Annotated in this window: 22 protein-coding genes; 11 read left to right on the top strand and 11 right to left on the bottom strand. The window is 67.3% G+C overall.

Annotated features, from left to right (window positions below; genetic code table 11):
* Nucleotides 1-11: 11 nt before the first annotated feature.
* Together A5688_RS04650 and A5688_RS04645 are read right to left on the bottom strand one after the other, a co-directional pair.
* The gene (locus A5688_RS04650) at nucleotides 12-2,447 is read right to left on the bottom strand and encodes a glycogen/starch/alpha-glucan phosphorylase (RefSeq protein WP_068268075.1); all 2,436 of its coding nucleotides are present in this window, start codon (nucleotides 2,445-2,447) and stop codon (nucleotides 12-14) included.
* 248 nt (nucleotides 2,448-2,695) lie between these two features.
* Nucleotides 2,696-3,019 (bottom strand): DMT family transporter, encoded by a 324-nt coding sequence (locus A5688_RS04645; protein ID WP_082951080.1) that lies wholly within the window; start codon nucleotides 3,017-3,019, stop codon nucleotides 2,696-2,698.
* A gap of 67 nt (nucleotides 3,020-3,086) precedes the next feature.
* On the opposite strand from A5688_RS04645, the gene A5688_RS04640 reads away from it, so the two are divergent.
* The 5 genes from A5688_RS04640 to A5688_RS04615 all read left to right on the top strand — a co-directional run bounded on the left by A5688_RS04640 (nucleotide 3,087) and on the right by A5688_RS04615 (nucleotide 7,390).
* Nucleotides 3,087-4,010 (top strand): alpha/beta hydrolase, encoded by a 924-nt coding sequence (locus A5688_RS04640; RefSeq protein WP_082955209.1) that lies wholly within the window; start codon nucleotides 3,087-3,089, stop codon nucleotides 4,008-4,010.
* A complete protein-coding gene (locus A5688_RS04635; RefSeq protein WP_067914504.1) occupies nucleotides 4,007-4,447 on the top strand; it encodes a DoxX family protein in 441 nt (146 codons plus the stop codon). The genes A5688_RS04640 and A5688_RS04635 overlap by 4 nt, the downstream gene beginning before the upstream one ends.
* Nucleotides 4,448-4,492: 45 nt before the next feature.
* Nucleotides 4,493-5,290: an SDR family NAD(P)-dependent oxidoreductase gene (locus A5688_RS04630; protein ID WP_067829680.1), complete on the top strand. Its 798-nt coding sequence runs from the start codon at nucleotides 4,493-4,495 to the stop codon at nucleotides 5,288-5,290.
* Complete coding sequence (locus tag A5688_RS04625) at nucleotides 5,291-6,247, top strand: phosphotransferase family protein (protein ID WP_067914507.1); 957 nt, start codon at nucleotides 5,291-5,293, stop codon at nucleotides 6,245-6,247. It abuts the gene before it with no gap.
* 444 nt (nucleotides 6,248-6,691) lie between these two features.
* A complete protein-coding gene (locus tag A5688_RS04615; protein ID WP_067914510.1) occupies nucleotides 6,692-7,390 on the top strand; it encodes an MspA family porin in 699 nt (232 codons plus the stop codon).
* Between the two features lie 39 nt (nucleotides 7,391-7,429).
* Here the strand turns inward: A5688_RS04615 and A5688_RS04610 are convergent, their stop codons facing one another.
* The 4 genes from A5688_RS04610 to A5688_RS04595 are packed head-to-tail and all read right to left on the bottom strand — an operon-like array spanning nucleotide 7,430 to nucleotide 11,882.
* The gene (locus A5688_RS04610) at nucleotides 7,430-8,734 is read right to left on the bottom strand and encodes an acyl-CoA dehydrogenase family protein (protein WP_067829667.1); all 1,305 of its coding nucleotides are present in this window, start codon (nucleotides 8,732-8,734) and stop codon (nucleotides 7,430-7,432) included.
* Nucleotides 8,735-8,755: 21 nt separating this feature from the next.
* Nucleotides 8,756-9,898: a CaiB/BaiF CoA transferase family protein gene (locus tag A5688_RS04605; protein WP_067914513.1), complete on the bottom strand. Its 1,143-nt coding sequence runs from the start codon at nucleotides 9,896-9,898 to the stop codon at nucleotides 8,756-8,758.
* Complete coding sequence (locus tag A5688_RS04600; protein WP_067829662.1) at nucleotides 9,895-10,671, bottom strand: enoyl-CoA hydratase/isomerase family protein; 777 nt, start codon at nucleotides 10,669-10,671, stop codon at nucleotides 9,895-9,897. Before A5688_RS04600 ends, A5688_RS04605 begins: the two co-directional genes overlap by 4 nt.
* A 2-nt stretch (nucleotides 10,672-10,673) precedes the next feature.
* Complete coding sequence (locus tag A5688_RS04595; protein WP_082951076.1) at nucleotides 10,674-11,882, bottom strand: acetyl-CoA C-acetyltransferase; 1,209 nt, start codon at nucleotides 11,880-11,882, stop codon at nucleotides 10,674-10,676.
* 499 nt (nucleotides 11,883-12,381) lie between these two features.
* Here A5688_RS04595 and A5688_RS04590 point away from each other — a divergent pair, with 499 nt between their 5' ends.
* The gene (locus tag A5688_RS04590) at nucleotides 12,382-13,338 is read left to right on the top strand and encodes an LLM class F420-dependent oxidoreductase (RefSeq protein WP_067914516.1); all 957 of its coding nucleotides are present in this window, start codon (nucleotides 12,382-12,384) and stop codon (nucleotides 13,336-13,338) included.
* A gap of 2 nt (nucleotides 13,339-13,340) precedes the next feature.
* On the opposite strand, the gene adhE is transcribed toward A5688_RS04590, so the two are convergent.
* Nucleotides 13,341-15,956: a bifunctional acetaldehyde-CoA/alcohol dehydrogenase gene (gene adhE / locus A5688_RS04585; RefSeq protein WP_067914520.1), complete on the bottom strand. Its 2,616-nt coding sequence runs from the start codon at nucleotides 15,954-15,956 to the stop codon at nucleotides 13,341-13,343.
* A 176-nt stretch (nucleotides 15,957-16,132) separates the two neighbouring features.
* Between adhE and A5688_RS04580 the strand changes: the two genes are divergently transcribed.
* Nucleotides 16,133-16,327 (top strand): ferredoxin, encoded by a 195-nt coding sequence (locus A5688_RS04580; protein ID WP_067914543.1) that lies wholly within the window; start codon nucleotides 16,133-16,135, stop codon nucleotides 16,325-16,327.
* Here the strand turns inward: A5688_RS04580 and A5688_RS04575 are convergent.
* The gene (locus A5688_RS04575; RefSeq protein WP_207546598.1) at nucleotides 16,320-16,994 is read right to left on the bottom strand and encodes a response regulator transcription factor; all 675 of its coding nucleotides are present in this window, start codon (nucleotides 16,992-16,994) and stop codon (nucleotides 16,320-16,322) included. The two genes, A5688_RS04580 and A5688_RS04575, sit on opposite strands and share 8 nt — an antisense overlap.
* Nucleotides 16,995-17,030: 36 nt before the next feature.
* On the opposite strand from A5688_RS04575, the gene A5688_RS04570 reads away from it, so the two are divergent.
* From A5688_RS04570 to A5688_RS04560, 3 genes are all read left to right on the top strand, one after another.
* Complete coding sequence (locus A5688_RS04570; protein WP_242660400.1) at nucleotides 17,031-18,329, top strand: sensor histidine kinase; 1,299 nt, start codon at nucleotides 17,031-17,033, stop codon at nucleotides 18,327-18,329.
* Between the two features lie 135 nt (nucleotides 18,330-18,464).
* Entirely contained in the window at nucleotides 18,465-19,739 is a 1,275-nt protein-coding gene (locus tag A5688_RS04565; protein WP_067829649.1) for a cytochrome P450, read from the top strand.
* Nucleotides 19,740-19,755: 16 nt separating this feature from the next.
* Nucleotides 19,756-20,862, top strand: coding sequence for an NDMA-dependent alcohol dehydrogenase (locus A5688_RS04560; protein ID WP_067914525.1), 1,107 nt, complete (start codon nucleotides 19,756-19,758; stop codon nucleotides 20,860-20,862).
* An 11-nt stretch (nucleotides 20,863-20,873) separates the two neighbouring features.
* On the opposite strand, the gene A5688_RS04555 is transcribed toward A5688_RS04560, so the two are convergent.
* Nucleotides 20,874-21,701: an oxidoreductase gene (locus A5688_RS04555; RefSeq protein WP_067914527.1), complete on the bottom strand. Its 828-nt coding sequence runs from the start codon at nucleotides 21,699-21,701 to the stop codon at nucleotides 20,874-20,876.
* A gap of 395 nt (nucleotides 21,702-22,096) precedes the next feature.
* Between A5688_RS04555 and A5688_RS04550 the strand changes: the two genes are divergently transcribed.
* The gene (locus A5688_RS04550; RefSeq protein WP_067836246.1) at nucleotides 22,097-22,561 is read left to right on the top strand and encodes a cyclic nucleotide-binding domain-containing protein; all 465 of its coding nucleotides are present in this window, start codon (nucleotides 22,097-22,099) and stop codon (nucleotides 22,559-22,561) included.
* 26 nt (nucleotides 22,562-22,587) lie between these two features.
* Here A5688_RS04550 and A5688_RS04545 read toward each other — a convergent pair whose 3' ends face one another.
* Nucleotides 22,588-23,286 (bottom strand): nitroreductase family protein, encoded by a 699-nt coding sequence (locus A5688_RS04545; protein WP_067914530.1) that lies wholly within the window; start codon nucleotides 23,284-23,286, stop codon nucleotides 22,588-22,590.
* Nucleotides 23,268-24,785: an Hsp70 family protein gene (locus A5688_RS04540; protein WP_067914532.1), complete on the bottom strand. Its 1,518-nt coding sequence runs from the start codon at nucleotides 24,783-24,785 to the stop codon at nucleotides 23,268-23,270. The genes A5688_RS04545 and A5688_RS04540 overlap by 19 nt, the downstream gene beginning before the upstream one ends.
* Nucleotides 24,786-24,836 lie beyond the last annotated feature (51 nt).

The raw sequence follows: 24,836 nt of genomic DNA, 5'->3' as shown, positions 1-24,836 counted from the left end.
CTGCCGATTTCTCAGATCTTGACGGTCAGCGGCCACACGTTCCAGATGTCGTCGCAGTACTCGGTGATGGCCCGATCCGACGAGAACTTGCCGCTGCGAGCGGTATTGAGGATCGACATCCTCGTCCACGACTCGGTGTCCCGCCACGCGGCGCTCACCCGCTCCTGACAGGTCACATAGGACGCGTAGTCGGCGCACACCAGGAACGGATCGTCATTGCGGAGGTTGTCCACCAGCGGCCAGAAAACCTCGGTGTCGCCGTGCGAAAACGTGCCGCCGGCAATCAGATCCAGCACCGTGCGCAGCTCCTCGTCGCCATCGATGTGCTCGGCCGGGCGGTATCCGCCCGCCTTGGCCGCCTCGACCTCCTGCTCCGTCAGGCCGAACAGGAAGAAGTTCTCCGGCCCCGCCTCGTCGCGCATCTCCACGTTCGCACCGTCGAGCGTGCCGATGGTCAGGGCGCCGTTGATCATGAACTTCATGTTCCCGGTGCCGGACGCCTCCTTGCCCGCCGTGGAGATCTGCTCGGACAGGTCGGCGGCCGGATAGATCATGTGGGCGTTCTGCACGTTGAAGTTCGGCACGAACGCCACCTTCAGGAACCGGTTGACGTCCGGGTCGGCGTTGACGGTCTCCGCAACGGCGTTGATCAGCTTGATGATTCGTTTCGCCATGAAGTACCCGGGGGCCGCCTTGCCACCGAAGATGAAGGCCCGCTGCGGAATCGACAGGCTCGGGTCCTGTTTGAGCCGGTGATACAGCGCCACGACGTGCAGGACATTGAGATGCTGGCGCTTGTACTCGTGGATGCGCTTGACCTGGACGTCGAACATCCAGTCCGGGTTGAGTTCGACGCCGGCCACCGAGTGGATGTACTTGGCGAGGCGCGCTTTGTTGTTGCGTTTGATGTCGCGCCATTCGCGGCGGAAGGCCGCGTCGTCGACGACCCGCTCGAGCCCGCGCAGGCGCCCCAGGTCGGTCAGCCAGCCGTCTCCGACGGTGCGGTCCAGCAATTCCCGAAGCCCGGGGTTGGCCAGCGCCAGGAAGCGGCGCGGCGTCACGCCGTTGGTCTTGTTGCTGAACCGCTCCGGCCACATCTCGTAGAAGTCTTTGAGCACACTGCTTTTCAGCAGCTCCGAATGCAGTGCGGCGACACCGTTGATGGCGTGGCTGCCCACGGTGGCCAGGTGCGCCATCCGGACGCTCTTGCCGCCGTTCTCGCCGATGAGCGACATCCGGCCGACCCGCTCGTCGTCGCCGGGGAACCGGGCGCGCACCTCGTCGAGGAACCGGCGGTTGATCTCGTAGATAATCTCCAGGTGGCGGGGCAGCGCCTCGGCGAACATGTCCAGCGGCCAGGTCTCCAGCGCCTCGGGCAGCAAGGTGTGGTTGGTGTAGCCGAACGTCGCGACCGTGATCTCCCACGCCTCCTCCCAGTCCAGTTCGCGCTCGTCGACGAGCAACCGCATCAGCTCGGCCACGCCGATCGACGGATGGGTGTCGTTGAGCTGCAAGGCAAACCGCTGGGGCAGCTCCTTGACGGAGACGTCGGCGAGATCGTCCATGATGTGCAGCACGTGCTGCAGCGAGCAGGACACGAAGAAGTACTGCTGCAGCAGGCGCAGCTGTTTGCCCGCCTCGGGCTCGTCGTTCGGATAGAGCACCTTGGTGACCGTCTCCGACATGACCTCGTCCTCGACGGCGCCGTAGTAGTCGCCGGTGTTGAAGGCTTCCAACGCGAACGACTTGACGGCCCGCGCGCTCCACAGCGTCAGCACGTTGCAGGTGTTGACGCCATAACCCTGGATGGGCGTGTCATACGCGACGCCCTTCAGCACCCGTCCCGGCACCCATCGGACGCGGTCGTGGCCGGTGTCGTCCGTGTAGTGAGCGGCGTAGCCGCCCCACTTGACCAGGTAGTTGACGTCGGGTTTGGCTATCTCCCAAGGGTTTCCGTGGTCCAACCAGTTGTCGGTCTGCTCGACCTGCCAGCCGTCGTGGATTTCCTGGTCGAAAATGCCGAACTCGTAACGGATTCCGTAACCGATCGCCGGACGCTCCAGGGTGGCCAGCGAGTCCAGGTAGCACGCGGCGAGGCGGCCGAGGCCGCCGTTGCCCAGGCCCGGTTCCTCTTCGCACGCCAGGACCGTGTCCAAGTTCTGGCCCATCGCCGCCAGCGCATCGCGGGCCGCCCGCTCCATGCCGAGGTTCAGCAGGTTGTTGCCCAGTTGGGGTCCCATCAGGAATTCCGCCGACAGGTAGCAGGTCACCTTGCGCCCCAGATCGAGCGAGGTCTGGGTGGACACCACGCGGCGGTCCTGCATGCGGTCGCGCACGGCCAGCGCGAGCGCCCGGTAGTAGTGCTCGGGCCGCCGGGCCGCGGCCGGGCGGCCAATCGAATAGCGCAGGTGATCGTTGATCGCCCGCTGTAGCGCGGCCGCGCTCATCCCGGTCCGGGAGTGTTCGACCAAGTCGGCCCGGGTGGGGTTGCCGGGGGAGAGTCCGTCGGAGGGCGTCTGGTCGACATCGGTCATGGTGGTCCTACTCCCTGGAGGTTGCCGCATTCAACCGGTCCGCCCGAGGGCGAACAGACCGACAGTCTGGCAGCGATGTTTGCACACCAGGCGCGCAGTTGAAGGCTGTTACGTAAACACCGGCTCACGGGCCGGCGACGAAGCGGCGTTGATGGTGGCGGTCAGTGCGCGCCGGACAGGTTCAGCGTGACCACACCGGCGATGATCAGCCCCACCCCGACGATCTTCGTGACGGAGATCGTCGAACCGAGGAACAGCACCGCGATCAGCACGATGAGGGCGGTGCCGATCGCCGACCATAACGCGTAGGCGACGTCTGTCTGCATGCCGCGTGAAATCGACAGCGCCAAGAGCGCGAAGGAGACGGCATATCCGGTCAGACAGATGACGGTCGGCCACAGCCGGGTGAAGCCCTCCGTGCTTTTCAGCAGGCTGGTCGCCATCACCTCTGCGAAGATCGCGCAGAGGAGGAACAGATAGGTCAAGACGCCTCCTTGCGTGCGTTCGTACATGTATGTGTGTACAGGACATGTCGTGGAAGGATTGCGCCGTATGACGTTTCCCGCGCAGCCATTGACGTTCGACGTCGGCGACGTGATCGGGGAGCAGGCGGCGCTGGCGGCGACCTACTATCCCGCGCGCACCGGCGCGCAGCCGCGCGGGCTGTTGGTCTGTCTGCCGGGTGGCACCTACAGCCGGGATTATTGGGACCTGCGCATCCCCGGCCGCGACGGATACAGCTTCGCCGATTTCGCCACCGGGAACGGCTACGCCGTGGTGACCATCGACCCGTTGGGTACCGGCGAAAGTTCGCAACCCGCACGTGATTTCGGATTCGACGAGATCGCCGCCACGCTCGCACACGCCGTCTCCGCCCTGCCCGGCGCCATCGGAATCCACGCGCCCCCGGTGGCGGTGGCGCATTCGCTGGGCGGGTATCTGGCGATCACTCAACAGGCGCTGTTCTCCAGCTTCGCCGCACTGGCCCTGCTCGGGTGCACCAACCAACACGTCGCGCCGCTGAACCTGGACCCGGCATTCATCGCCCGGGCGGCGTCCGCGCGGGGACGAGCCGAGCTCGCCGGCGAGATCCTGTCCGCCCTGCCGCAGCCCTACTTCGAGGGGCCGCGCGAGTACTTGCAGAGCTGGTTTCACCTTGCCGACGTCCCCGCGGCCGTCGTGGCGGCGGACTGCGTCGTCGCGAAATCGATGGTGCCGCGCGTGTTCGGTACCGCCATGATCCCCGGTGTCGTCGTCGACCGCGCCGCGCTGGTCGACGTCCCGGTTTTGGTCGGCTATGGCGTGGTCGACGTCTCACCTGACCCGCGGGCCGAGGCCGGCCTCTACCGCAACAGCCCGGACATCACCACCCTCGTCCTGGCCGACAGCGCCCACTGCCACAACATGGCGTCGAGCCGGCACCGGCTTTGGCGCCGTCTGCTCGACTGGGCCGCGACCGTAACCTGTCGATCGTGACAACCGATACCGACGAACGACTGGGGCGCCACGCGCCGGCCGTGCTGAGCGTGTTCCGGATCGTCTACGGCTTGCTGTTCGCCGCCTACGGCTCGCGCAGCCTGTTCGATTGGCCCATCCCTTCGCCGGTGCGGGTGGACTTCGGATCCTGGCCCGGCTGGTATGCGGGGTTGATCGAAATCGTCGCGGGGCTGCTGATCGCCGCCGGACTGTTCACCCGCGCCGTCGCGTTCGTGGCCTCGGGGGAGATGGCGGTCGCCTATTTCTGGATCCATCAACCCAAGGCGCTCTGGCCCGTCGCCGATCCGCCGGCGGGCAACGGCGGGGCATTGGCGATCCTCTTCTGCTTCGCGTTCTTCCTGCTGACCTTCACGGGCGGCGGTAACTACTCGATCGACGCGCTGCGCGGGAGGGCACTTCCGCTCGATCGGCGATAATGGCATTCTCTGATGCGGAGAAGCCGTTTCCGGAGGAGGTCGAGGATGGGCGCACAACGCTGCGACGGGATGGTGGCTCTGGTCACCGGAAGCAGCCGGGGCCTGGGTAGGGCAATCGCCGCGCGACTGGCCTCGGAGGGTGCGACGGTGGCGTTGACCGCCCGCACGATGGACCCCGATCCGAAGTACCAGGGGTCGCTGAGCCAGACCCGCGACGAGATTGCCGCCGCGGGCGGGAAAGCCATTGCGGTGCAGGCGGATCTATCGCAATCCGAAGAAAGGGAAAGGCTTTTCGCCGAAGTGGCCGGCGCCGTCGGCGCGCCCGACATCCTGGTCAACAACGCGGCGGTGACCTTCCTGCGGCCCCTCGACGGGTTTCCCGAGCGGCGGGCCCGGCTGATGATGGAGATGCACGTGCTGGGGCCCCTGCATCTGTGTCAGCTGGCGATACCCGCGATGCGCGAGCGCGGCCGGGGCTGGATCTTGAACCTGACCTCGGTGGGCGGCGACCTGCCGCCCGGGCCGCCGTTTTCGGAGTTCGACCGGACCGCGGGCTTCGGCATCTACGGCACGGCCAAGGCCGCACTCAACCGATTGACGAAAAGCCTTGCGGCCGAACTGTACGACGACGCAATCGCGGTCAACGCCGCCGCCCCGTCCAATCCCGTGGCCACCCCGGGCGCCGGCACCCTCGATCTGGCCAAGACCGACACCGAGGACATCGCGCTGATCACCGAGACGGCCTTCCGGTTGTGCACGGGCGACCCGAAGACCCTGACCGGGCGCATCGCCCACACCCAGCCTTTCCTCGCCGAAGTCGGCTGGACCGCTCCGGCGGGCTGAATGGCCGAGCTCGATCTGGGCGACCTGCGCCGGCGACTCGGCGGCGCGGGTATCGCCGATGTCGCTCCGCTGTCCGGCGGAGCCTCCGGTCTCACCTTCGTGGGCACCGCGTCCGGCGAGCGTGTTGTGATCAAGGTCGCCCCGCCGGGTGTCGAGCCGGTCGCGCATCGCGACGTGCTGCGTCAGGCCCGCATCATCAAAGCGCTTGCCGGGAGCGGTGTTCCGGTTCCCGCGGTGCTGTGGGAGGACGTGGGAGATCCGCCCGGCACGCCCCCGCTGTACGTGATGGCGCATGTCGAAGGCGATTGTGTGGAGCCGTTATTCGACGATTGCCCGCCGATCGGCGGCCTGTCCGATCGGTACCGGAATGTGTGCCGTGCCATGGCCGCGCTGCACACGCTCGCGCCAACGGACCTCGGGCTGGGCGATGAACCGGCGGTCGATCCGGTCGCCGAGGTGCACCGGTGGTCCGGCACGCTGCGGACCGTCGACCCGGCGTTGGTACCTGACTGGCCGAAAGTGCGCGACGCACTGCTGGATTGCGCACCGCGCGCGATGACGCCCCGGGTGGTGCACGGAGACTTTCGGTTGGGCAACGTGCTCGCGACCGGATCGCGCGTGAACGCCGTCATCGACTGGGAGATCTGGTCGATAGGCGATCCCCGCATCGACGCGGGCTGGTTCCTGATCAACTGCGATCCGGACACCTACCGGCGGGTGGCACCCGACGGCACGGTGCCGCCGATCGGCGAGCTCGCCGAACTGTATGAGTCTGAGTTGGGTTGCGCGGTCAGCGACTTGGCCTGGTTCAGAGCGCTGGCGTGCTTCAAATCGGCGGCGACGTGGTCGCTGATCGTCAAGCACAATCGGCGGCGAGCTTCGCCCCGAGCCGAATTGGAGGCCATGGCGGCAACGCTTCCGGGGTTGCTGGATCGGGCCCGGTCACTACTGGATTAACGGGGCAGCCGATCAGCTGCAGTTGGCGTGGAGATTTTGGCACCACATTCCGACGCCGCCCCAGTCACCTGACGAGCCGACTGAATCTTCGTATGGGTTCGTCATTGTGGTCGGGTACTGGATCTGCCATTCGTCGATCGTCGGGATGTCGTCCACCTGGCCCGGGTCCGGAGACGCGAGCGCTACTCCCACTGCCATTCCGGCGCCGCCCGTCAAAGCGGCAAGGGCCGTCAAACCCACGATAAGTAGAGCAGCAAATCTACGTTTCATCGTCGCGGCCCTTCCGTCGTCTGCCTGAACCGCCGGCTAACAGAGCTCAATTCTACCTTCGGTGTCTATATCGCATAAGAGTCACAAACAGACAACAACTCTGATCGGCCACCCAGCAAATTTCGCGACTCGGAACGGGGAGTGCTTACGTTGGCGTGCGTGAGGCCGGTAGCCATGGTTGTTCGTCGCGCGCTGGTGGTCGCCGTTTGCCTGGCTATGTCTGTGGTCACGGCGCCGGCGGCGACCGCTGATCCCGATGACGGTCCCGAGATCGAGCCTGCCGCCGCAGCTTCGGCACCGGCCGGGGGCGCCGTGCCCTCGAATCCCCCCGTCATCCTCAACACTCCGGACGGCTGGACCCTGGGGCTGGGCGCGAAGGACGAAGCGCAAGTCCCGGTGGCACCGCTGACCACCTCCATAGCGTCGCGCGAGTACATGGCCAGCGGCATCTTCGTCGGCTCGCTGAAGGGATCGGAAGAGCCCCACGGAATCCTGGAGGTGGGCTATCAGATCGGCTGCGGGATCGATATGAGTACATCCAACGGCGTGATCATGGAGGGTGGTGCCGGCATCATCCCGGGCGTCAGCCCCACCTTCGATACCACCGGTACATTGCCGCCCCTGCTGCCGTTCGTTTCGACTCCGCTGAACGGCGTGATGAGCGTCGGAATGAAACCCGGCCTCGTCCTCACGGTGCCGGTGATCAAGAAAAATTTCAAGGGTGCGAATCCCTGGGTCATGATCAGCAACTTCCACATCAAGATCGACGGATGCGTGGGCCAGTCGTTCATCCGCTCCTACGCGGTGCTGACGCGAATGACCGACCTGTCCGACATCGTGCTGTCGTACGTCGGCGTCACCAAATCGGTCTAAGGCCGATGGTGGCGACCCGCTTCGCCCGGCTCCGCCGCGCTAGCGATCGCCACGCCGCGCGATGCCGGCCAGCTTATCGGCGAACTTCGCCTCCGCCGCCGCGCGCAACCGCAGCAGGTGTTCGGACGGGAACAGATCGGGCGCGGGCTCGCGGTCCTTCAACAGCAATCGGGCCAACGTGACCTTGTGCACCTCGGTCGGGCCGTCGGCCAGTCCGAGCACGAACGACTCCACCAGATACTGCACGAACGGCATCTCATGCGTGGTGCCTAAAGACCCGTGCACCTGCAGCGCCCGCGAGGACACGTCATGCAGCACCTTCTGCATCATCGCCTTGACGGCCGAGATGTCGGCCCGCACCGCCTTGTAGTCGTTCAATTGGTCGATCTTCCAAGCCGTTTGCAGGGTCAGCAGCCGAAACGCCTCGATCTCCATCCACGAGTCAGCGACCATCTCCTGGACCAGTTGCTTGTTGGCCAACACCTCGCCCTGGGTGTAACGCGACACCGCCCGCTCACAGATCATGTCGAAGATCCGGCGGACCAGGCCCACGGTGCGCATCGCGTGGTGAATTCGCCCGCCGCCCAGGCGGGTCTGCGCGACGACGAAGGCCCCACCCCGCGGGCCCAACATGTGATCGGCGGGCACGCGGACGTTTTCGTATCGGACATAACCCTCACGCCCACCGCCGATCGGCTGGTAACCCAGCCCGACATCGCGCAGCACGTTGATGCCGGGGGTGTCGCCCGGAACCACGAACATCGAGTAGCGCTCGTACGGCGGGGCCTCGGGATCGGTCATCGCCATCACGATGAGGAACGACGCCATCGAGGCGAACGACGAAAACCACTTCTCCCCGTTGATGATCCAGTGATCACCGTCTTGGACCGCGGTGGTGCGGAACACCTTCGGGTCGGCCCCGCCCTGCGGCTCGGTCATCGAGAAACACGAGACGATGCGGTTGTCCAGCAGCGGCTCCAGGTAGCGCTCCTTGAGCTCGGGTGTGCCGTAGTGCGCCAGGATTTCGCTGTTGCCCGAATCGGGGGCCTGTGAGCCGAAGACGATCGGCGCGCACTCCGAGCGGCCCAGGATCTCGTTGAGCAGCGCCAACTTCACCTGCCCGTAGCCCGGACCACCCAGCTGCGGGCCCAGGTGGGTGGCCCACAGCCCGCGCTTTTTCACGATCTCCTGCAGCGGCGGGATCAGCGCCTGACGCACCGGGTCATTGAGGTCGTGGGATTCCTTGACGATCAGGTCGATCGGCTCGCACTCTTCGCGCACGAAGCCTTCGACCCACTGCAGTTGTTCAGCCCACTCCGGGTCGGTGGCGAAGTCCCACGACATTTGTCGTCCTCTCTGGGTCGGTCACTTGGCGCTGCTTTGGGCCACCACGCCGGCGTGCTCGAGCGCGGTGATGGCGTCGGCGTCCAGGCCGAGCTCGCGCAGCACCGCGCGGGTGTGATCGCCGGGAAGCGATGGCGGTGCGGGCGTGGCCGGACGGGTTCGGGAGAAGCGGGGCGCCGGTGCGGGCTGCGTGACGCCGTCGAGTTCGACGAAGGTCTGCCGCGCCACGTTGTGCGGATGCCCCGGCGCCTCGGTCAGCGAAAGCACCGGCGTCGCACAGCATCCCGGCGCGTCGAGGAGGCGCTGCCACTCGGCGCGCGGCTTCTCGGCGAAGCGCGCGGCCAGCGCGGCCCGGTGGGCGGCCCACGCGTCCGGGTCGTCCTCGTCGTGTGGTACGTCCACGTCGAGCCGGTCGCACAGTTCGGCGTAGAACTTCGGCTCCATCGCGCCGACGGCGATGTGGCCCCCGTCGGCCGTGGCATAGGCGCCGTAGAAGTGCGCGGCACCGTCGAGCAGATTGTCCTGACGCCGGTCGCGCCAGGTGCCGGCGCGAAGCATGCCGAAATACGGGGCCAGCAAAGCGGCGACGCCGTCGACCATCGCCACATCTAGGACCTGACCCGCACCCGACTCGCGGGCCTCGAGGATCGCGCTGAGCAGCCCCACCGCCAACAGCATTGCGCCGCCACCGTAGTCGCCGACGAGATTCAGCGGCGGTACCGGTGTTTCCGCGGTCCCGATGGCGTGCAAAGCGCCCGTCAGCGCAAGGTAATTGATGTCATGACCGGCGTGACCGGCCAGGGGACCGTCCTGCCCGTAGCCGGTCATGCGGGCATAGACCAGGCGAGGATTGAGTTCCCGCAATACCTCCGGGCCGATGCCCAGGCGCTCGGCCACTCCGGGCCGGTACACGTCGACGAAGGCATCGGCGTCGGCGGCCAGCCGATGAACGAGCTCCCGGCCGCGCGGGTCCTTCACATCGGCGGCCAGTGAACGCTGGCTGCGCCGGACCGTGTAGTCGACGGGCAGCGGAGCGTCGACACCCGCCAGCGCATCGATGCGGATGACTTCGGCGCCCAAGTCTCCCAACAGCATTCCGCACAGCGGTGCGGGTCCCAACCCGCCCATCATGATGATGCGCACGCCGTGCAGGGGACCGGTCATTTCGACCACTTTTGCCGGCGTTCGGCCGCCTCATCGGTCGCGTGGGAGATCACCTGATTGCGGTTTTCCAGTTCCATGGCCGACGCCAGGCTCGCGGCGTCGGCGTTGACCTGAAGGGCGCGCTTGGTGAGTTGCGCGCCGAGCGGCGCATGGCTCGCGATCAGCGACGCCAACTCCACCGCGCGTTCGGTCAGCCGGTCCGGTTCGACGACCTCGCTGACCAGGCCGCGCCGGTCGGCCTCGCCGGCCGACACGGTCCGGCCGGTCAGCATCCAGTCCGCCGCAACGCTGGTGCCCACGATGCGCGGCAGGTGGTAGCTCATGCCCATCTCGGCGCCCGAGAGCCCGAGCAGGATGGCGGCGTTGCCGAAAGAGGCTGCTTCCGAACAGATTCGGATGTCAGCAGCCAGGCACAGCGCGAGCCCGGCCCCCACGCACGGACCGTTGACGGCGGCGATGACGGGCTGCGGCAACGCACGCACCGCTTCGGCGAGGGCGGCCATCCGCTCCTGAAAACGCATCCGATCCAGCGCGGGTGCGCCGGCGTCCGGCATCGAGGGCCCGAAGCCGCGCATGTCGATGCCCGCACAGAAGCCACGTCCGGCGCCGGTCAGCACGACGGCGTGCACCGTAGGGTCTGCGGCCAAATCGCCGAGCGCGTCCCGCAATTCGGTCTGCATTGTCTCGTTGATGGCGTTGAGCCGCTGCGGGCGATTCAGCCGCAGAACGGCAACCGCGTTGCAGGGCTGTTCGAGCTCCACCGTTTCCGGCATGGTCACACCCGCTCGATGATCGTTGCCGTGCCCATCCCGCCGCCGGTACACATGGTCACCAGACCCGTTGTCAGATCGCGGCGTTCGAGCTCGTCCAGAACGGTGCCGATCAGCATTGCGCCGGTGGCGCCGATGGGGTGCCCGAGCGCGATCGCCCCGCCGTTGACGTTGACCACCTCGGGGTCGATGTCCAGATCGCGCATGGTCTTGAGCGGTACGGCGGCGAAGGCCTCGTTGATCTCCCAGAGGTCGATGTCGGCCACGGTCATGCCGGCGCGCTCGAGGCATCGCTGCGCCGCGGGACCGGGCGCGGTGAGCATGATGATCGGTTCGCTGCCGACGGCCGCGGTGGCCCTGACCTGCGCGCGCGGCGTCACCCGATGGGTGTGCATCCAGTTCGAGGAGGCCAGCGCAACGGCGGCGGCGCCGTCGACGACGCCGGAGGAGTTGCCCGCGTGGTGCACGTGGTCGATGTGGTCGATGCCGGGATAGCGCTGCAGGCATATCTCGTCGAACGTGCGCTGCTCACCGTCGGCACACGCGGCGCCCATCGCGGCGAAGGCCGGTTTGAGGCGGGCCAGCGATTCGGGGGTGGTGCCGGGGCGGGGATGTTCGTCGCGTTCGAGGCAACCGGCCGGTGTCGGCACGTCGACCAGCGAACGCTCGAAGTGTCCCTGCTCGATGGCCGCGCCGGCGCGGCTCTGGCTCTGCGCGGCGTAGGCGTCGACGACGTCGCGGGTGAATCCCTCCAGGGTGGCGATGAGGTCGGCCGAAATACCCTGGGGGACAGTCGGATAGAGTGCGCGAAGGTCCGGGTTGTTGCCGTCGATGGTCGGGACACCCGCGGTGACGTCCCAGCGCGACATCGACTCGACGCCGCCGGCGATCACCAGATTTTCGCTGCCCGCGGCGATGGCCGAGGCGGCAACGGTCACGGCCTGCTGGCCCGACCCGCAGAATCGGCTCAGCGTCATCCCGGGAACGCTCTCGGGCCAGCCCGCCAGCAGCACCGACAGGCGGGCGATGTCGTCGCCATGGTCCCCGCTGAGAATGCCGTTGCCGGCGATCACGTCGTCGACGTCGGCGGGGTCGAAGCCGGTCCGCTCGGCCAGCGCGGTGAGGCACCGGGCGAGCAGGGCTTGCGGATGCACGTTGTGCAGTGCGCCGTCGGGGCGGCCACGCCCGCGGGGCGTGCGGACCGCGTCGAGAATCCAGGCGTCGATGATGGACTCCGATCGTCATGGTTCACCGGACCTGCTTCGGACGGACCGGCACAGGTCATCAGCGATCGTAATCTGTCTCTCGAGTGCGGAGAACTACCTTCTCCAAATTGGCGAAGCTGTTCTCGCTCGGCGCTGGCGGGCGGCGGTTGCGTTTCTCTGGTCACATGCGCCCCGCCAGTCCCCGCTGGGCCGGATGGGATGTTTGCCCGCCTTTGAGCGACAACGCTGCGGGCGGGCCGGAGCGCGGTGGAGTTGTCGCTCAGAGGCGGGCGCTTGACACTGTCTTCCGCGGAGCGAGCGAAGCTACCCGAGCGGTTGCGCCTAGTCGCCGATCCGGCGCATCGATCAGTGCCGCGAAACCCGCTGTCCGGTGGGGTGATTCGGCCGGGTCCGAGGTCGCGCAGCCGGGCTCAGCACGAAAACCCCGCGCCGCAGGTAAACAGCGCTGGCGGCGCATAACCGGGCGCGCAGCGGGTAGCCAGGCGCCATGACCAAGATCGGATACTTTCTGACCTGCGAGCAATTCGGCCCGAAGGAACTCATCGACCAGGCCAAGCGTGCGGAGGACGCCGGATTCGAAGCGCTGTGGATCTCCGACCACTATCACCCCTGGAATGACGAGCAGGGCCAGAGCCCGTTCGTGTGGGGAGTCATCGGTGCGCTGTCGGAGGCGACGTCGCTGCCGGTGAGCACCGCGGTCACCTGCCCGACCATCCGAATCCACCCGGCGATCATCGCGCAGGCGTCGGCCACCGCGGCCGTCCAACTCGACGGACGCTTCGTGCTCGGGGTCGGCAGTGGCGAGGCCCTCAACGAACACATTCTGGGCGATCCCTGGCCGTCCGCCGGGGTGCGTCTCGAGATGCTGGAGGAGTCGATCGAGGTCATCCGCAAGCTGCACAAGGGTGGTGAGGTCAGCCACCACGGCACGCATTACGAGGTGCAAGAAGCGCAGATCTACACCCGGCCGGACCAGCCGGTGCCGATCTACGTCTCGGCGTTCGGCCCGCAGGCCGTCGAGCTGGCCGCCCGCGTCGGCGACGGCTACAGCATCGCCATGCCCGACGGCGACCTGGTCCGACAATTCCGGGAAGCCGGCGGCGGCGACAAGCCGGTGCAGGGCGGCATGAAGGTCTGCTGGGACTCCGACGCCGACGCCGCGCTGAAGACGGCGCACCGGTTGTGGGCCAACGAGGGGCTGCCCGGTCAGACATCGCAAATCTTGCCGCGGCCCAAGGACTTTGCGGCCCTCATGTCGCTGGTGCCGCCGGACGCGGTGTCCGAGAGCGTCGCGTGCGGACCGGATCCCGAAAGGCACATCGCCCAGGTCCGCAAGTACATCGACGCCGACGTCGACGAGATCTACGTGCAGCAGATCGGCCCCGACATGGACGGGTTCTTCGCGGCGTGGGAGCAGGGCGTGCTGCCCGAGGTGCGCGGGTAGGTTCACGCCTGCGCATCGCCGTAAAAGCCGACCCGAAGCAATGCGGTGATCTCGCTGACCAAGGGCATCCGGGGATTTGTGCGGTTGCTGAGGTCCTCGAATGCCGTCATCGCCAGCGTGGGCAATGCCGCCAGGAATTGCTCCTCCTCGACGCCGCACTCCCGCAGCGATCGCGGCATGTTCAATCGGTTCAGCAGATCGTCGACCCCATGAAACAACCGGCCGCGGCATTCGTCGGATTCGTGGCCGCCAAAGATCAGCCGGCCGAGCTGTGCGTATTTGTCCGGCGCAACGTAGGCGGAATACCCCGGCGCGGGCATGAACTTGCTTGGCAGACTTGCGTTGTAGCGCAGCACATGCGGGAGGAATATCCCGTTCGCCCGGCCATGCGAGATACCGAACGTCGCGCCGACGGCATGGGCGAGCGCATGATTCGTCCCGACGAATGCATTCGAAAAAGCAAGCCCGGCAAGGGTTGCCGCGTTGGACATGTCCGTTCGAGCGGATAGATCGTCGGGGTCGTCGTATGCCCTCGGCAACGCCTCGAAGATCAGTCGTGCCGCCTGGGCGCATAATGCATCCGTGTACGGCGACGCGAAGATCGAGACGCCCGCCTCCAGGGCGTGGGTCAGCGCGTCGATGCCGGTGTCGGCGGTCAGCGTCTGTGGCATCGACGAGGTGAGGATCGGGTCGACGACCGCGAGGTCGGGCACCAGGCTGTAGTCGACGAGGGTCTCCTTCCTTCCGCGCACCGTCAAGACCGCCGCTGGCGAGACTTCCGAGCCGGTGCCCGATGTTGTTGGGACAGCGACTAATTGGATGCGATGACGGTCGACCGGATAGTCTGCCACCCGCTTGCGGGGGTCGAGGAAAGGCATCGTCAACTCGTCGAGGCTCTTTTCCGGGTGTTCGTAGAACAGCCGGATCGCCTTGCCGGCGTCCAGCACCGAGCCGCCGCCCACGGCGACCAGCAGATCGGGTTGGACCCGCTGCAGCAGCGCGACCCCACGGCGGATGGTCATCTCGTCGGGCTCCGGTGTGACCTCGCTGAACACCTGCACGTGCTGGGCGCGTAACTTGCCGCGTAGCTGGTCGACCACGCCGCGCTCCTCGGTGGAGGCGTCGGTGATCATGACGACGGTTTCGCAGTCGAGTTCGCGCAAGTTGTCCAGTGCGCCTTCGTTGAAGTAGGTATTGGACGGAACGCGAAACCATTGCGGCGGGGTGCGGCGCCGCGAGATGGTCTTGATGTTCAGCAACTGGCGGTAGTTGACGTTCTCCGTCGTGCTCGACCCGCCCCAGGTGCCGCAACCCAACGAGAACGTGGGTGTCAGGTTGTTGTAGACGCCGCCGAGGGCCCCGACCGCAGTGGGCGCGTTGACCAGGATGCGTCCCGTGCGAACCGCCAGACCGTATGCCTCGATGACGTCCTCGTCGTTGGCGTACACCGCCGAGGTGTGCCCCAGCCCCCCGTGCTCGGTGACCAGAACGGCCACGTCGATGGCGTGCTGGACGCCGCTTGCGCGGACCACCCCGAGCACCGGCATCAGCTTCTCGGCCAACAGGGGATGCGCAGCGAGCTCGTCGAGGTCGGCGGGAAGCTGTGCCAGCAGCACCTTCACGGTCGGCGGCACGCTGAAGCCGGCCCGGGCGGCCAGCTCCGACGCCTTCTGGCCGACCGCCTCGAGCGAGATCTTGTCGCCGCAGCCAAACGCGAACTCCGCCACCGCCTCTGCCTCGTCGGAGGTGAGCAATCGGGCGCCCATCCGCTCGAACTCGGCCATCACCTCGTCGTATACCTCGTCGTCGACGATGCAGGTCTGCTCGGCCGGGCAAATGACCGACGAGTCAAAGGTTTTCGAGATCAGGATGTCGACGACCGCGCCCTTGAGGTCCGCCGTCTTGTGAACGTAGATCGGCGCGTTGCCGGGACCGACGGACAGGCCCGGCTTTCCGGCCGAATTCGCCAGCGCGACGATCTTCGGTCCGCCCGTCACCCAGATGAAATCAACTCCCGGGTGCTTGAACAGATAGTGCGTCACCTCGTGCGCGGCGTCGGGAATGACCTGCAGCGCCCCTGGTGGCATCCCGGCCTCCTCGGCCGCCGTGCGGAGGATCTCCACGCTGCGTTCGCAGCAGCGCACCGCATACGGCGACGGCCGAAAGAGAATGGCGTTGCGGGTCTTGGCGGCGACGATCGCCTTGAACAGCACCGTCGACGTCGGGTTGGTCACCGGGGTGATGGCCAGCACGACGCCGATCGGCTCGGCCACGTAGGCGATGTTGTGTTCGACGTCCTGGTCGATGACTCCCACCGATTTCTTGCCGCGCAGATAGTCGTGCAGGAACTCGGTGGCCACATAGTTCTTGACGACTTTGTCCTCGAAGACCCCGAAACCCGTCTCCTCGATCGCGACACTCGCCAGTTCCCCGGCGGCGCGTACCCCGGCGCGCACCATCGCTTCGACGATCGCATCGACCTGCTGCTGGTCGAGGTTGCGGAAAGCTCGGGCCGCCTCGGCCGCAGCGTCGACGATCGCGTCGACTTCGTCTCTGCGCTGTTCGGCAACCGCGGATGTATCGAGGGAGGAGGCGGGCTGGGTTTGCGTAGTGGTCATGATCGCGTTCTCGACTCGGGAAGGGACACCAAGGGTGTCGGAGAATGAGCAGACGCTACGCCGTTCGCCTCGGGGCAAACTAGGGCTGAAAGGCCCTCGACGAGCTGGCCCGGCCAGGCCACATCTGGCGCGTGCGGACCGTCCGCGGTGGCCCGCAGCCGCCGACACTGGGTCTCATGCACATCGCCGTCGACTATGACCTGTGTGAGGGGCACGGGCAGTGCCTACTGGCCGCCCCCGACGTTTTCGACATTCCCGACGGCGCCGAGCAAGTGGTGGTGCTCGAGCCGGACCTGCCCGAAGCCGACCGTGAACGGCTGATCCGGGCGGCCGCAATGTGTCCCATGCAAGCGATCCGAATCCTCAACTGATCCGGCCGTTTTCGGCAACACCGTCGAGCAACCGGTAACGCCCGGCCAGCGCGGCAGCGGCGATGCGATTGCTGACCCCGAGTTTGTGCAGCAGCGCGGCGACCATGCGCTTGGCGGTGCGCTCCGACACCAGCATCCGCTGGGCGATGTCTCCGGTCTCCATGCCGGTCGCGAGCAGGGTCCACAATTGGAGATCCTGGGCGCCGAGGCTGTCCAGCAGTTCGGACGGCGGCTTGCGGGTGTTGCTCAGCAGCGCATCGACCAGCGCGCCGTCGATGACCCGCAGGCCCTCCGCGATCGTCCACAGCGGCCCCGCCAGCGCCTCGGGCCGCGCGGTTTTGGGCAGAAAGCCGTCGGCGCCGGCCCGCAACGCCTCTTCGGCCAGCGCCAGGTCGTCGGTCCCCGACAGCGCCAGGATTCGGGTTTTCGGGTGGCGTGCCTTGATGTGCCGGATGGCGGCCACCCCGCCCAGCGGCGGCATCGAGAGGTCGATGATCGCGACGTCGGCATCGCAGCGGGCCACCAAGTCGGCGGCCTCTTCCACGTATGTCGTCTGGCCGCCGACGGTGAACAGTTCGCCCCATTCACGGGTGAGCAACAGGGCCAGGCCCTGTGCGAACAGTTCATGGTCGTCCACGATCACCACGACATACGGCGAACGAGTCATTGCCGCGATGCTAGCCCCAACTCTATGGTCAGCCTGGTGAGACCGCTCGATCAGCTCGGAACCGCGATGGACTTCGACGGCGGGGACTACGGACTGGCCCGCACCGTCGTCGCGGTGCGGGTAGCCGTGGTCGTCTCGATCGGCGTCCTGCTGGCGATCGGACCCCAGTGGGTCCGGCAGCACGCGGCGGCCACCGTGGCGGTCCTGGCCGCCGCGATGGTCTACGCGGCTGTGCTGATGGCCTATCCGCAGCTGGAGGTGCGGCGCACTCGGTATTCGTGGCTGGTCACCGGGTTCGACTCGGCGTTCACGCTGGCGCTCATCGCCCTGAGCGGGGGCGTCTACAGCCCCGTGGTCGCGGTGTTGGCGCTGGCGGTCATCGCCTCGGCGGCGCGGCTGTCCTTCAGCGAAACCCTGCTGGTTGCCGTTCTTTTGGGCGCCGCTTACGTACCCGTGGCGCTGACGTCGTCGCCGAGACTTCCGGTTAACGCGGCTCCGGCGCTACAGGCCGGCTGGTCGGCGGTGTACCTAATCTTCGTCGCGATCATCACCGCGGGGCTGTCCGCGCTCGCCGAACGCGAACACCGCTCGCGGCTGCGGGCGCTGGTGGAGGCCGAGGCCGAGCACGCCGCCGCCGAAGAGGAGCGCGACCTGCGGGCGCGACTGCTGCGGTCCTACCAGTCCCAACAGGACGGACTCCAGGTGATGGTGCACGAATTTCGCACTCCCGTAACGTCTTTGGAGGCGCTGACCGAGGCGCTGACGTCGACGCGGCCGATGTCGCAGGGTGACCGGGACACCAGTCTGCAGCTGGTGGCCCGGCACGTGCGCCACCTGACCGACATGCTTGACGCCCTCTCCGACGTCGCGCTGAGTCGCCGTCCGACATTCTCGACGGGGCGAGTCCGCCGCGTCGAGGTGGCCGACCTCATCGTTGCCGCCGCCGATGCTGTCGGCCTTGCCGCGCCGCGGTTGCGGCTGAGCGTCGGCGGCGACGTCGGCGCCGTGGCCGTGAACGCCCAAGGGCTGCGCCGGGTGCTGACCAACCTGCTGGAGAACGCCTCCCGGCACGGCCGACAGGAACCGGTCGACGTCACGTGCTCGCGGGAAGGCGACGAGCTGGTCTGCACCGTGGCCGACCGGGGGCCCGGTATCCCGGCCGCCAGCGTGGGCGAGCTGACCACCAAATACGTCAGCGTCGGCGGCCAGCGTGGCACCGCGGGCCTCGGCCTGTGGATTGTCCAGCAGATCGCGGAAGCGATGGGCGGCCGGGTCGACTTCGCCGCGCGCGACGGCGGCGGCCTGGTCGCCACCTTTCGCACGCCCATCGCCTGATCGCCGGTTCCTGCGCTGGCCCGTGCAGGCCAGTGATTGGCACTCGCGTCTGTGCCGCGCCGCCGTCGCGCTGACCAGCATGGGTGCGAAGCCGCGGTGACGTGCACCACTGCGCACCGCCAGAAAGGGCCCCTGATGACCGCACCCACGACCGCACCCACCCATAAGGACATCGATCTCAGCGCCCGCGAGTTCTGGGCCAGACCCCCGGAAGAGCGGGACGCCGCCTTCGCCGTCCTGCGCGCGGAGAACCCCGTGCCGTGGAGCCGCCCCGCGGAGTCGGATCTGCTGCCCCCCGAGCTCAACACCAGGGGGTTCTGGTCGCTGACCAAGCAAGACGACATCCGGATGGCCAGCCGCCACCCGGAGATCTTCTCCTCCGCGCAGGGCATCACGATGGAGGACTTCGCCCCCGAGGCGGTGGAGATCGCGCAATCGTTCATCGCGATGGACGCCCCGCGGCACACCCAGCTGCGCGGGATCACGACGGAAGCCTTCAAGCCCAAGAACGTGCGCCGCCTGGAAGGCTGGATCCGCGGCCACGCCCACGACCTGGTCAGCGAAATGGCGCACCTGGGCGAGGGGGACTTCGTCCAGCTCGTGTCCGTCAAGCTGCCCGGCCGCATCTTCGGCAGCTTCTTCGGGCTGCCCGACGGTGAGCTGCGGGACAAGGCGGTCACCGCCGCCCAGCGGCTGGTGGGGTGGACCGACCCGAACATCCGCGGCGCGCAGTCCGAACTCGAACTGTTCATGGGCGCCGTGATGGACCTGCACGAGGTCGCGACGGTGTTGATCCCCCAGCGGCGGGCCAATCCCGGCGACGACCTGATGACCTGGATGGTGCAGGCAGAGTTCGACGGCAAGAAGATGACCGACGACGAACTGAAGGCCTTCTTCGTGTTGATGGGTGTGGCGTCCAACGACACCACGCGGCACGCCTCGGCCCACGCCATCGCCGCCCTCTCGAAATTCCCCGACCAGCGCGCGCTGCTCGCCGACGACGTCGAGGGCCGGGTCGGCACCGCCGTCGAGGAGGTGCTGCGCTGGGGGTCGCCGCTGCTACACATGCGCCGCACCGCCACCCAGGACATCACCGTGCGCGGCTCTCAGATCAAGGCCGGCGACAAGGTGGTGCTGTGGTACTACTCGGGCAACCGCGACGAGGACGTCTTCGACGATCCGCACACGTTCAACATCCTGCGAAACCCGAACCCGCACATCGCCTTCGGCGGCGGCGGTCCGCACTTCTGCCTGGGTGCGGCCCTGGCCCGCACCATGCTCAAGGCGTTGCTGACCGAGGTCTACACGCGCATCCCGGACATTTCGGCGCCGGAGCCCAATTACGCCCTGGCCAACTTCATCAACGGTGTCAACAGCCTGCCGGCTACCTGGACGCCCGAGAAGCGCTGAGCGCAAGGAGTTTCCGATGAAAACCAAAGCAGCGGTGCTGTGGGGGCTGCACCAGAAGTGGGAGGTCGAAGAGCTCGACCTCGACGGGCCCAAGGAGAACGAGGTCCTGGTCAAGATGGCCGCCGCCGGACTGTGCCACTCCGATGACCACCTGATCACCGGCGACATGCCGATGCAGCTACCGGTCGTCGGCGGGCACGAGGGCGCCGGCGTCGTCGTGGATGTCGGCCCGGGTGTCACCGAAGTCGCCGAAGGCGATTCGGTTGCGCTGAGCTTCATTCCGGCCTGCGGCCGCTGCGAACCGTGTTCGCGCGGAATGAGCAACCTGTGCGTGCTCGGCGCCGCCATCATCGCCGGGCCGCAACTCGACGGCACCTTCCGGTTCCACGCGAAAGGCCAAGCGCTGGGCCAAATGTGCGTGCTGGGAACATTCTCCGAATACACGGTGGTGCCACTGGCCTCGGTGATCAAGGTCGATCAATCCACCGCGCTGGACACCGCCGCCCTGGTGGGGTGCGGCGTCACCACCGGCTACGGCAGCATGGTGCGCACCGGCGAAGCGCGGGACGGCGACACCGTGGTGGTCATGGGTGTGGGCGGGATCGGCATGAACGCGGTGCAGGGTGCACGGATCGCGGGTGCACGCGTCATCGTCGCGCTCGACCCGGTCGAATACAAGCGGGGCCGCTCGGCCGAGTTCGGGGCCACCCACACCGCGGCGAGTGTCGAGGAGGCCCAAGCCCTGATCGCCGACCTGACGCGCGGCCAGATGGCTGACGTCTGCGTGGTCAGCACCGACTCGGCCGAAGGCGCGTACGTGGCTCAGGCGTTGAGCCTGGTCGGCAAGCGCGGCAGGGTGGTGATGACCGCGATCCCGCATCCGACGGACACGTCCGTCGCCTTGTCGCTGTTCGATTTGACACTCTACGAAAAGCAGGTTCGCGGTTCGCTTTTCGGATCGTCCAATCCCCGGCACGACATCCCCCGAATGCTCGACCTGTACCGCGCCGGCCGGCTGAAGCTCGACGAGCTCGTCACCCGGGAATACACCCTCGACGAGATCAACACCGGCTACGCCGACCTGCACGCCGGGGTGAATCTGCGCGGGCTGATCCGGTTCTGATCGCCGGAGGTTCAGTCGAAGTTGGTGCCACTGGTCAGTTCTTCCCATTTTGCGATCTCGGCCGCCCGCGCGTCCGCGGTGTAGCGATAAAAGCCGAGCGCGTCGGGCCCCAGCAGCAAAAAGGCCGGCGGCTCAGGCGATTCGACGGCCGCGATGATCGCGTTGGCCGCCTTGGCGGGATCACCGGCCTGGTTGCCATGCATGGTGTCGTTCTCCTTGCGCCGCTGTCCCGCGGTGGCGGCGTAGTCCCCGATGACGGTCGCCGACTGCACCAGCGAGCGCCCGGCGAAGTCGGTGCGAAACGCGCCGGGCTCGACGATGGTCACCGAGATGCCCAGCGGCGCAAGCTCACCGCGCAATGCTCCACTCATACCCTCGATGGCGGCCTTGGCCGCCGCGTAGTAGCCGGAACCCACCGGGGTCACAGTTGCGCCGATCGAGGAGATGTTCACGATGGCGCCGCTGCGGCGCGCCCGCATGCCGGGAAGTACGGCCTTGATCATGGCGACGGTGCCGAAAAAATGCGTCTCGAACAGGGTGCGGACCTCGGCGTCGTCGCCCTCCTCGACCGCGGCACGATACCCGTAGCCGGCGTTGTTGACCAGCACGTCGATATCGCCGAATCGCTCGACCGCCCGAAGCACGGCCGAGGCGACCTGCGCGGGCTCGGTGACATCGAGGGCGGCGGCCAGCACCCGCTCGGGTGCTGGCTCGGCCAGGTCGGCGACCGCGGCCGCGTCACGCGCGGTGACGACGGCGTTGTGGCCGGCGCCGATCACCGCCTGAGCCAACGCCCGGCCGAGCCCGGTCGAGCACCCGGTGATCAGCCAGCTGGACATGCGGGACGGCTCCTTCTCGCCGAGACGCAGCTAGTACCGTGAAATGTGTTGTCAGACTGCGGCACTAATTGCGTCAGGTCACTCGTCGTGCTGTCGTCGATATGGCCGCCACTGCAGGCGTGCGAATCGCGCCAGCTGTGGGCAGCGTCAACCGGTGATAGGCCCGCCACGTCGGGGAGCAAAGGGGGGTTCCGATCGTCGTCCAACTCGATCACGTCGACTACATCCTCGTCGGGAGGTCGCAGGGGATCACGAAAGCATCGTACGAGTGTGGTCCGACATCCGGCGTCGGCTTTCGGCAGGCAATTCTTCTCTTTGATCGCGGGACGAGGGGCTTCATAATCAACTATGGTCCGATTCAAGGGACTGATCGGCATCGGTGAAGGAAACAGGCAGTGCGGACGCTAGAAGGCGTTCTGGCCAGACACCCGTTCTTCCGTGGGATGGACCCGCGCTATTTGCAGTTGGCGGTCGGGTGTGCGGCAAACATGCGCTTCACCGCGGGTGAGTCGGTCTTCCGCGAGGGCCACCCCGCTGATCACTTCTATCTCATCCGCGCGGGCAGGATCGCGCTCGAAACCCCGGTTCTGGGCCGTGGCAGCTTGACGGTGCAGACACTCGGAGACGGAGACATCCTTGGATGGTCGTGGTTGGTGCCGCCGTACAACTGGCGGTTCGATGCGCGCGCCGTTGAGACGACGCGCGCCATCGGTTTCGATGGCAAGTGTCTGCGTGGCAAGTGCGAAGAGGACCACGAACTCGGGTACGAGCTGCAGAAGCGTGTGATCGCGGTTCTCGGACAGTATCTCGATGCGACAAGGTTCCGGCTCCTGGACATCTACGCCGATGTCATCGGATAAGGACGGACCAGCCCAGCGACCGGCCCTCAGCCCTCGAATGCCGGACCGTCGAACCGATCACGGGTGATGAACTCCGCGACCGGCCTGCGGCGCAGTTTGGTCAACTGCCGCACCGGTTTTCCCAGCGGCACCACGGCCGCCACCGCGTGTAGCTCGGGGATGCCCAGCAGTTGGCGGACTTGTTCTTCGGCCGCGATGGCCATCGTCGTGATGGTGCCGCCGTAGCCCTCACTGCGCGCCGCGAGCAGGATGTTCCAGATCAGTGGATATACCGAGGCCCCACCCGCGATACCGACGCGGTCCAGTTCCTGATCGACGGCGGCAACAACGGCCAGATCTACTGAAACGACAAGGACGACAGGCGCTTTGGCGATCGGCGCCACGAACGTGTCGGGAACCTCGGTCGCGTCGATGACGTCTTGGGGCAGGCCGCTCGGATGCACCGAATTCCACGGGTTTTCCTCCGCCTGCAGCTGGGCGAAGTAGCGGCGGGCGGCTGGCTCGCCGAGTTCGGCCAGCCGGCGGCGGGCCGTTTCGTCGCGCACCACGGTGATGTGGGCGCCCTGCCGGTTGCCGCCGCTGGGAGCGAACCGGGCGTTGTCGAAGATGCGCCCCAGCACGTCGTCGGGCAAGGGATCGTCGGTGAACTCCCGTGCCGCGAAAGTTGTTCGCATCACGTCGTATAGGCGCATGGCGGAATGAATCATCAACTCGCCGACGCGCACCGCTCCAGGCGGAAGGTGCGTTCGAAGCCGGCCGGCCGCGTCGTCAACGTCACTTCCACCGCACCGCTGGGGGCGATGACGTAGCGCTCCTCGACGTCGGGCCCGTCCGTCCACCGGCCGACCGGCTGACGCCCGAGGTCGTCGCGGTCGTAGAGAGCCGGGTCGAACGGGAACAGCACCGGGTCATAGGGCGTGACGTCCCCGTCCGGCCGCCCGTTGACCAGGCGGCTGCACTCCACGAACCGGAAGTGCCCGATGTTGTGTGCCGCTCGATACCGTCGTTTCACCACTAGCGGGGATTGCCCTTCGGCCGGCAGCGAAACGTCCTTGCACACGATCGGGTCGAACACCACCCCGGCGCCGGCCTCGGCCTCCCGGAAGACCCCGAAATTACGCGAGAAGCGTTCGGACAGCGCGAAACCGGACTCCTTGTCCAAAAAGACCGCGAGTCCGATGGCCGTGGCGGCGAAGGGGTGCGGCGAGCGCTTCACCCGCTTCTCGCCGAAGGCGCCGCGCAGCATCCGGGACACCAGCGGGAAACCGCCGGCCCCGCCGACGACGTAGATGCCCGCCACCTCCGACCAGTCCACGTCCGCGCGTCCTCGGGCCGGGTCGTGCAGGACCCGGTTGAGTAACTCCATCGTCTGGTCGATCAGCGGTGCGCACACCGAGTAGACGTCGTCGATGGAGCAGGAGAACGGGGGCCGATCGACGGGGGACAGGTCCACCAGGAATCGGCGCGTCTGCGGCCCGACGGCCTCCTTGCGCGCGGCGCACTCCTCGGCCAGCAGGTCGCGCTGGGCGGCGTCGAGGGCGGGCAGGTTCGCGCCCGCCTGCACGAGTTCGACGATCGCCTCGTCGAAGTCGTCACCCCCGAGGCGCTGAATGCCCTCGCTGACGACGACCTCGTTCGCGTGGCCGGTCATCTTCAGCAGCGACGCGTCGAACGTGCCGCCGCCGAGATCGTAGATGAGGACGTATTCGCGTTTGGCGGTGATGGTCGACCGGTATCGGTGGGCGTATTCCAGGCTGGCGGCCGACGGCTCGTTGAGCAGCGCGACGACGTGAAAACCGGCGGCCACGTAGGCATCCAGGGTCAGCAGGCGCTGGGCACTGGAGGCGTTGGCCGGCACGCTGATCGCGGCTTCGACGGCTTCGCCCGGGGCCAGGGTGGCGTTCGAGTGCCGCTGCAGATCGGTTTTCAGCTGGGCCAGGAAGCCGGTGAGGAGGTCGGCCAGGCGGTAGTCACGGCCGGCCAGGGTGACCTCGGTCTGGGGTCCGGCGTCGTTGAGCAAGCGTTTGAACGAGCGCAGCACCGACCATGCCGGGTCGTGGCGGACGGCGGCGGCCTCCGCGCCGAACCGCAACTCCCCGGCGGCGTTGGCGGCGATGAGCGACGGCCACGCATCAGCGCCCTCGAAGGAGACGACGGGATAGTTGCCGCGGTCGACGGCCGCAACGACGGTGTGGGTGGTGCCGAAGTCGATACCGACTCTCATCGCGCAAGTTTAGGACCGCGCCGCTGACTTCGGCAGGACCTTTTCGCGGCG

The organism is Mycobacterium mantenii, from assembly GCF_001667865.1.
Taxonomy (GTDB): Bacteria; Actinomycetota; Actinomycetes; order Mycobacteriales; family Mycobacteriaceae; genus Mycobacterium; species Mycobacterium mantenii_A.
The sequence above is the reverse complement of the archived record's forward strand: the minus strand, read 5'-3'. Positions and strand labels throughout refer to the sequence as shown.

Coding starts and splice junctions, on each gene's coding strand:
- A5688_RS04610 (WP_067829667.1), bottom strand. CDS start 8,734: ATGTCGTGGGACTTCGCCACCGACCCGGAGTGGGCTGAACAACTGCAG.
- A5688_RS04625 (WP_067914507.1), top strand. CDS start 5,291: ATGGCCGAGCTCGATCTGGGCGACCTGCGCCGGCGACTCGGCGGCGCG.
- A5688_RS04630 (WP_067829680.1), top strand. CDS start 4,493: ATGGGCGCACAACGCTGCGACGGGATGGTGGCTCTGGTCACCGGAAGC.
- A5688_RS04650 (WP_068268075.1), bottom strand. CDS start 2,447: ATGAGCGCGGCCGCGCTACAGCGGGCGATCAACGATCACCTGCGCTAT.
- A5688_RS04600 (WP_067829662.1), bottom strand. CDS start 10,671: ATGCCGGAAACGGTGGAGCTCGAACAGCCCTGCAACGCGGTTGCCGTT.
- A5688_RS04560 (WP_067914525.1), top strand. CDS start 19,756: ATGAAAACCAAAGCAGCGGTGCTGTGGGGGCTGCACCAGAAGTGGGAG.
- A5688_RS04615 (WP_067914510.1), top strand. CDS start 6,692: ATGGTTGTTCGTCGCGCGCTGGTGGTCGCCGTTTGCCTGGCTATGTCT.
- A5688_RS04540 (WP_067914532.1), bottom strand. CDS start 24,785: ATGAGAGTCGGTATCGACTTCGGCACCACCCACACCGTCGTTGCGGCC.
- A5688_RS04580 (WP_067914543.1), top strand. CDS start 16,133: ATGCACATCGCCGTCGACTATGACCTGTGTGAGGGGCACGGGCAGTGC.
- A5688_RS04555 (WP_067914527.1), bottom strand. CDS start 21,701: ATGTCCAGCTGGCTGATCACCGGGTGCTCGACCGGGCTCGGCCGGGCG.
- A5688_RS04565 (WP_067829649.1), top strand. CDS start 18,465: ATGACCGCACCCACGACCGCACCCACCCATAAGGACATCGATCTCAGC.
- A5688_RS04640 (WP_082955209.1), top strand. CDS start 3,087: ATGACGTTTCCCGCGCAGCCATTGACGTTCGACGTCGGCGACGTGATC.
- A5688_RS04590 (WP_067914516.1), top strand. CDS start 12,382: ATGACCAAGATCGGATACTTTCTGACCTGCGAGCAATTCGGCCCGAAG.
- adhE (WP_067914520.1), bottom strand. CDS start 15,956: ATGACCACTACGCAAACCCAGCCCGCCTCCTCCCTCGATACATCCGCG.
- A5688_RS04605 (WP_067914513.1), bottom strand. CDS start 9,898: ATGACCGGTCCCCTGCACGGCGTGCGCATCATCATGATGGGCGGGTTG.
- A5688_RS04575 (WP_207546598.1), bottom strand. CDS start 16,994: ATGACTCGTTCGCCGTATGTCGTGGTGATCGTGGACGACCATGAACTG.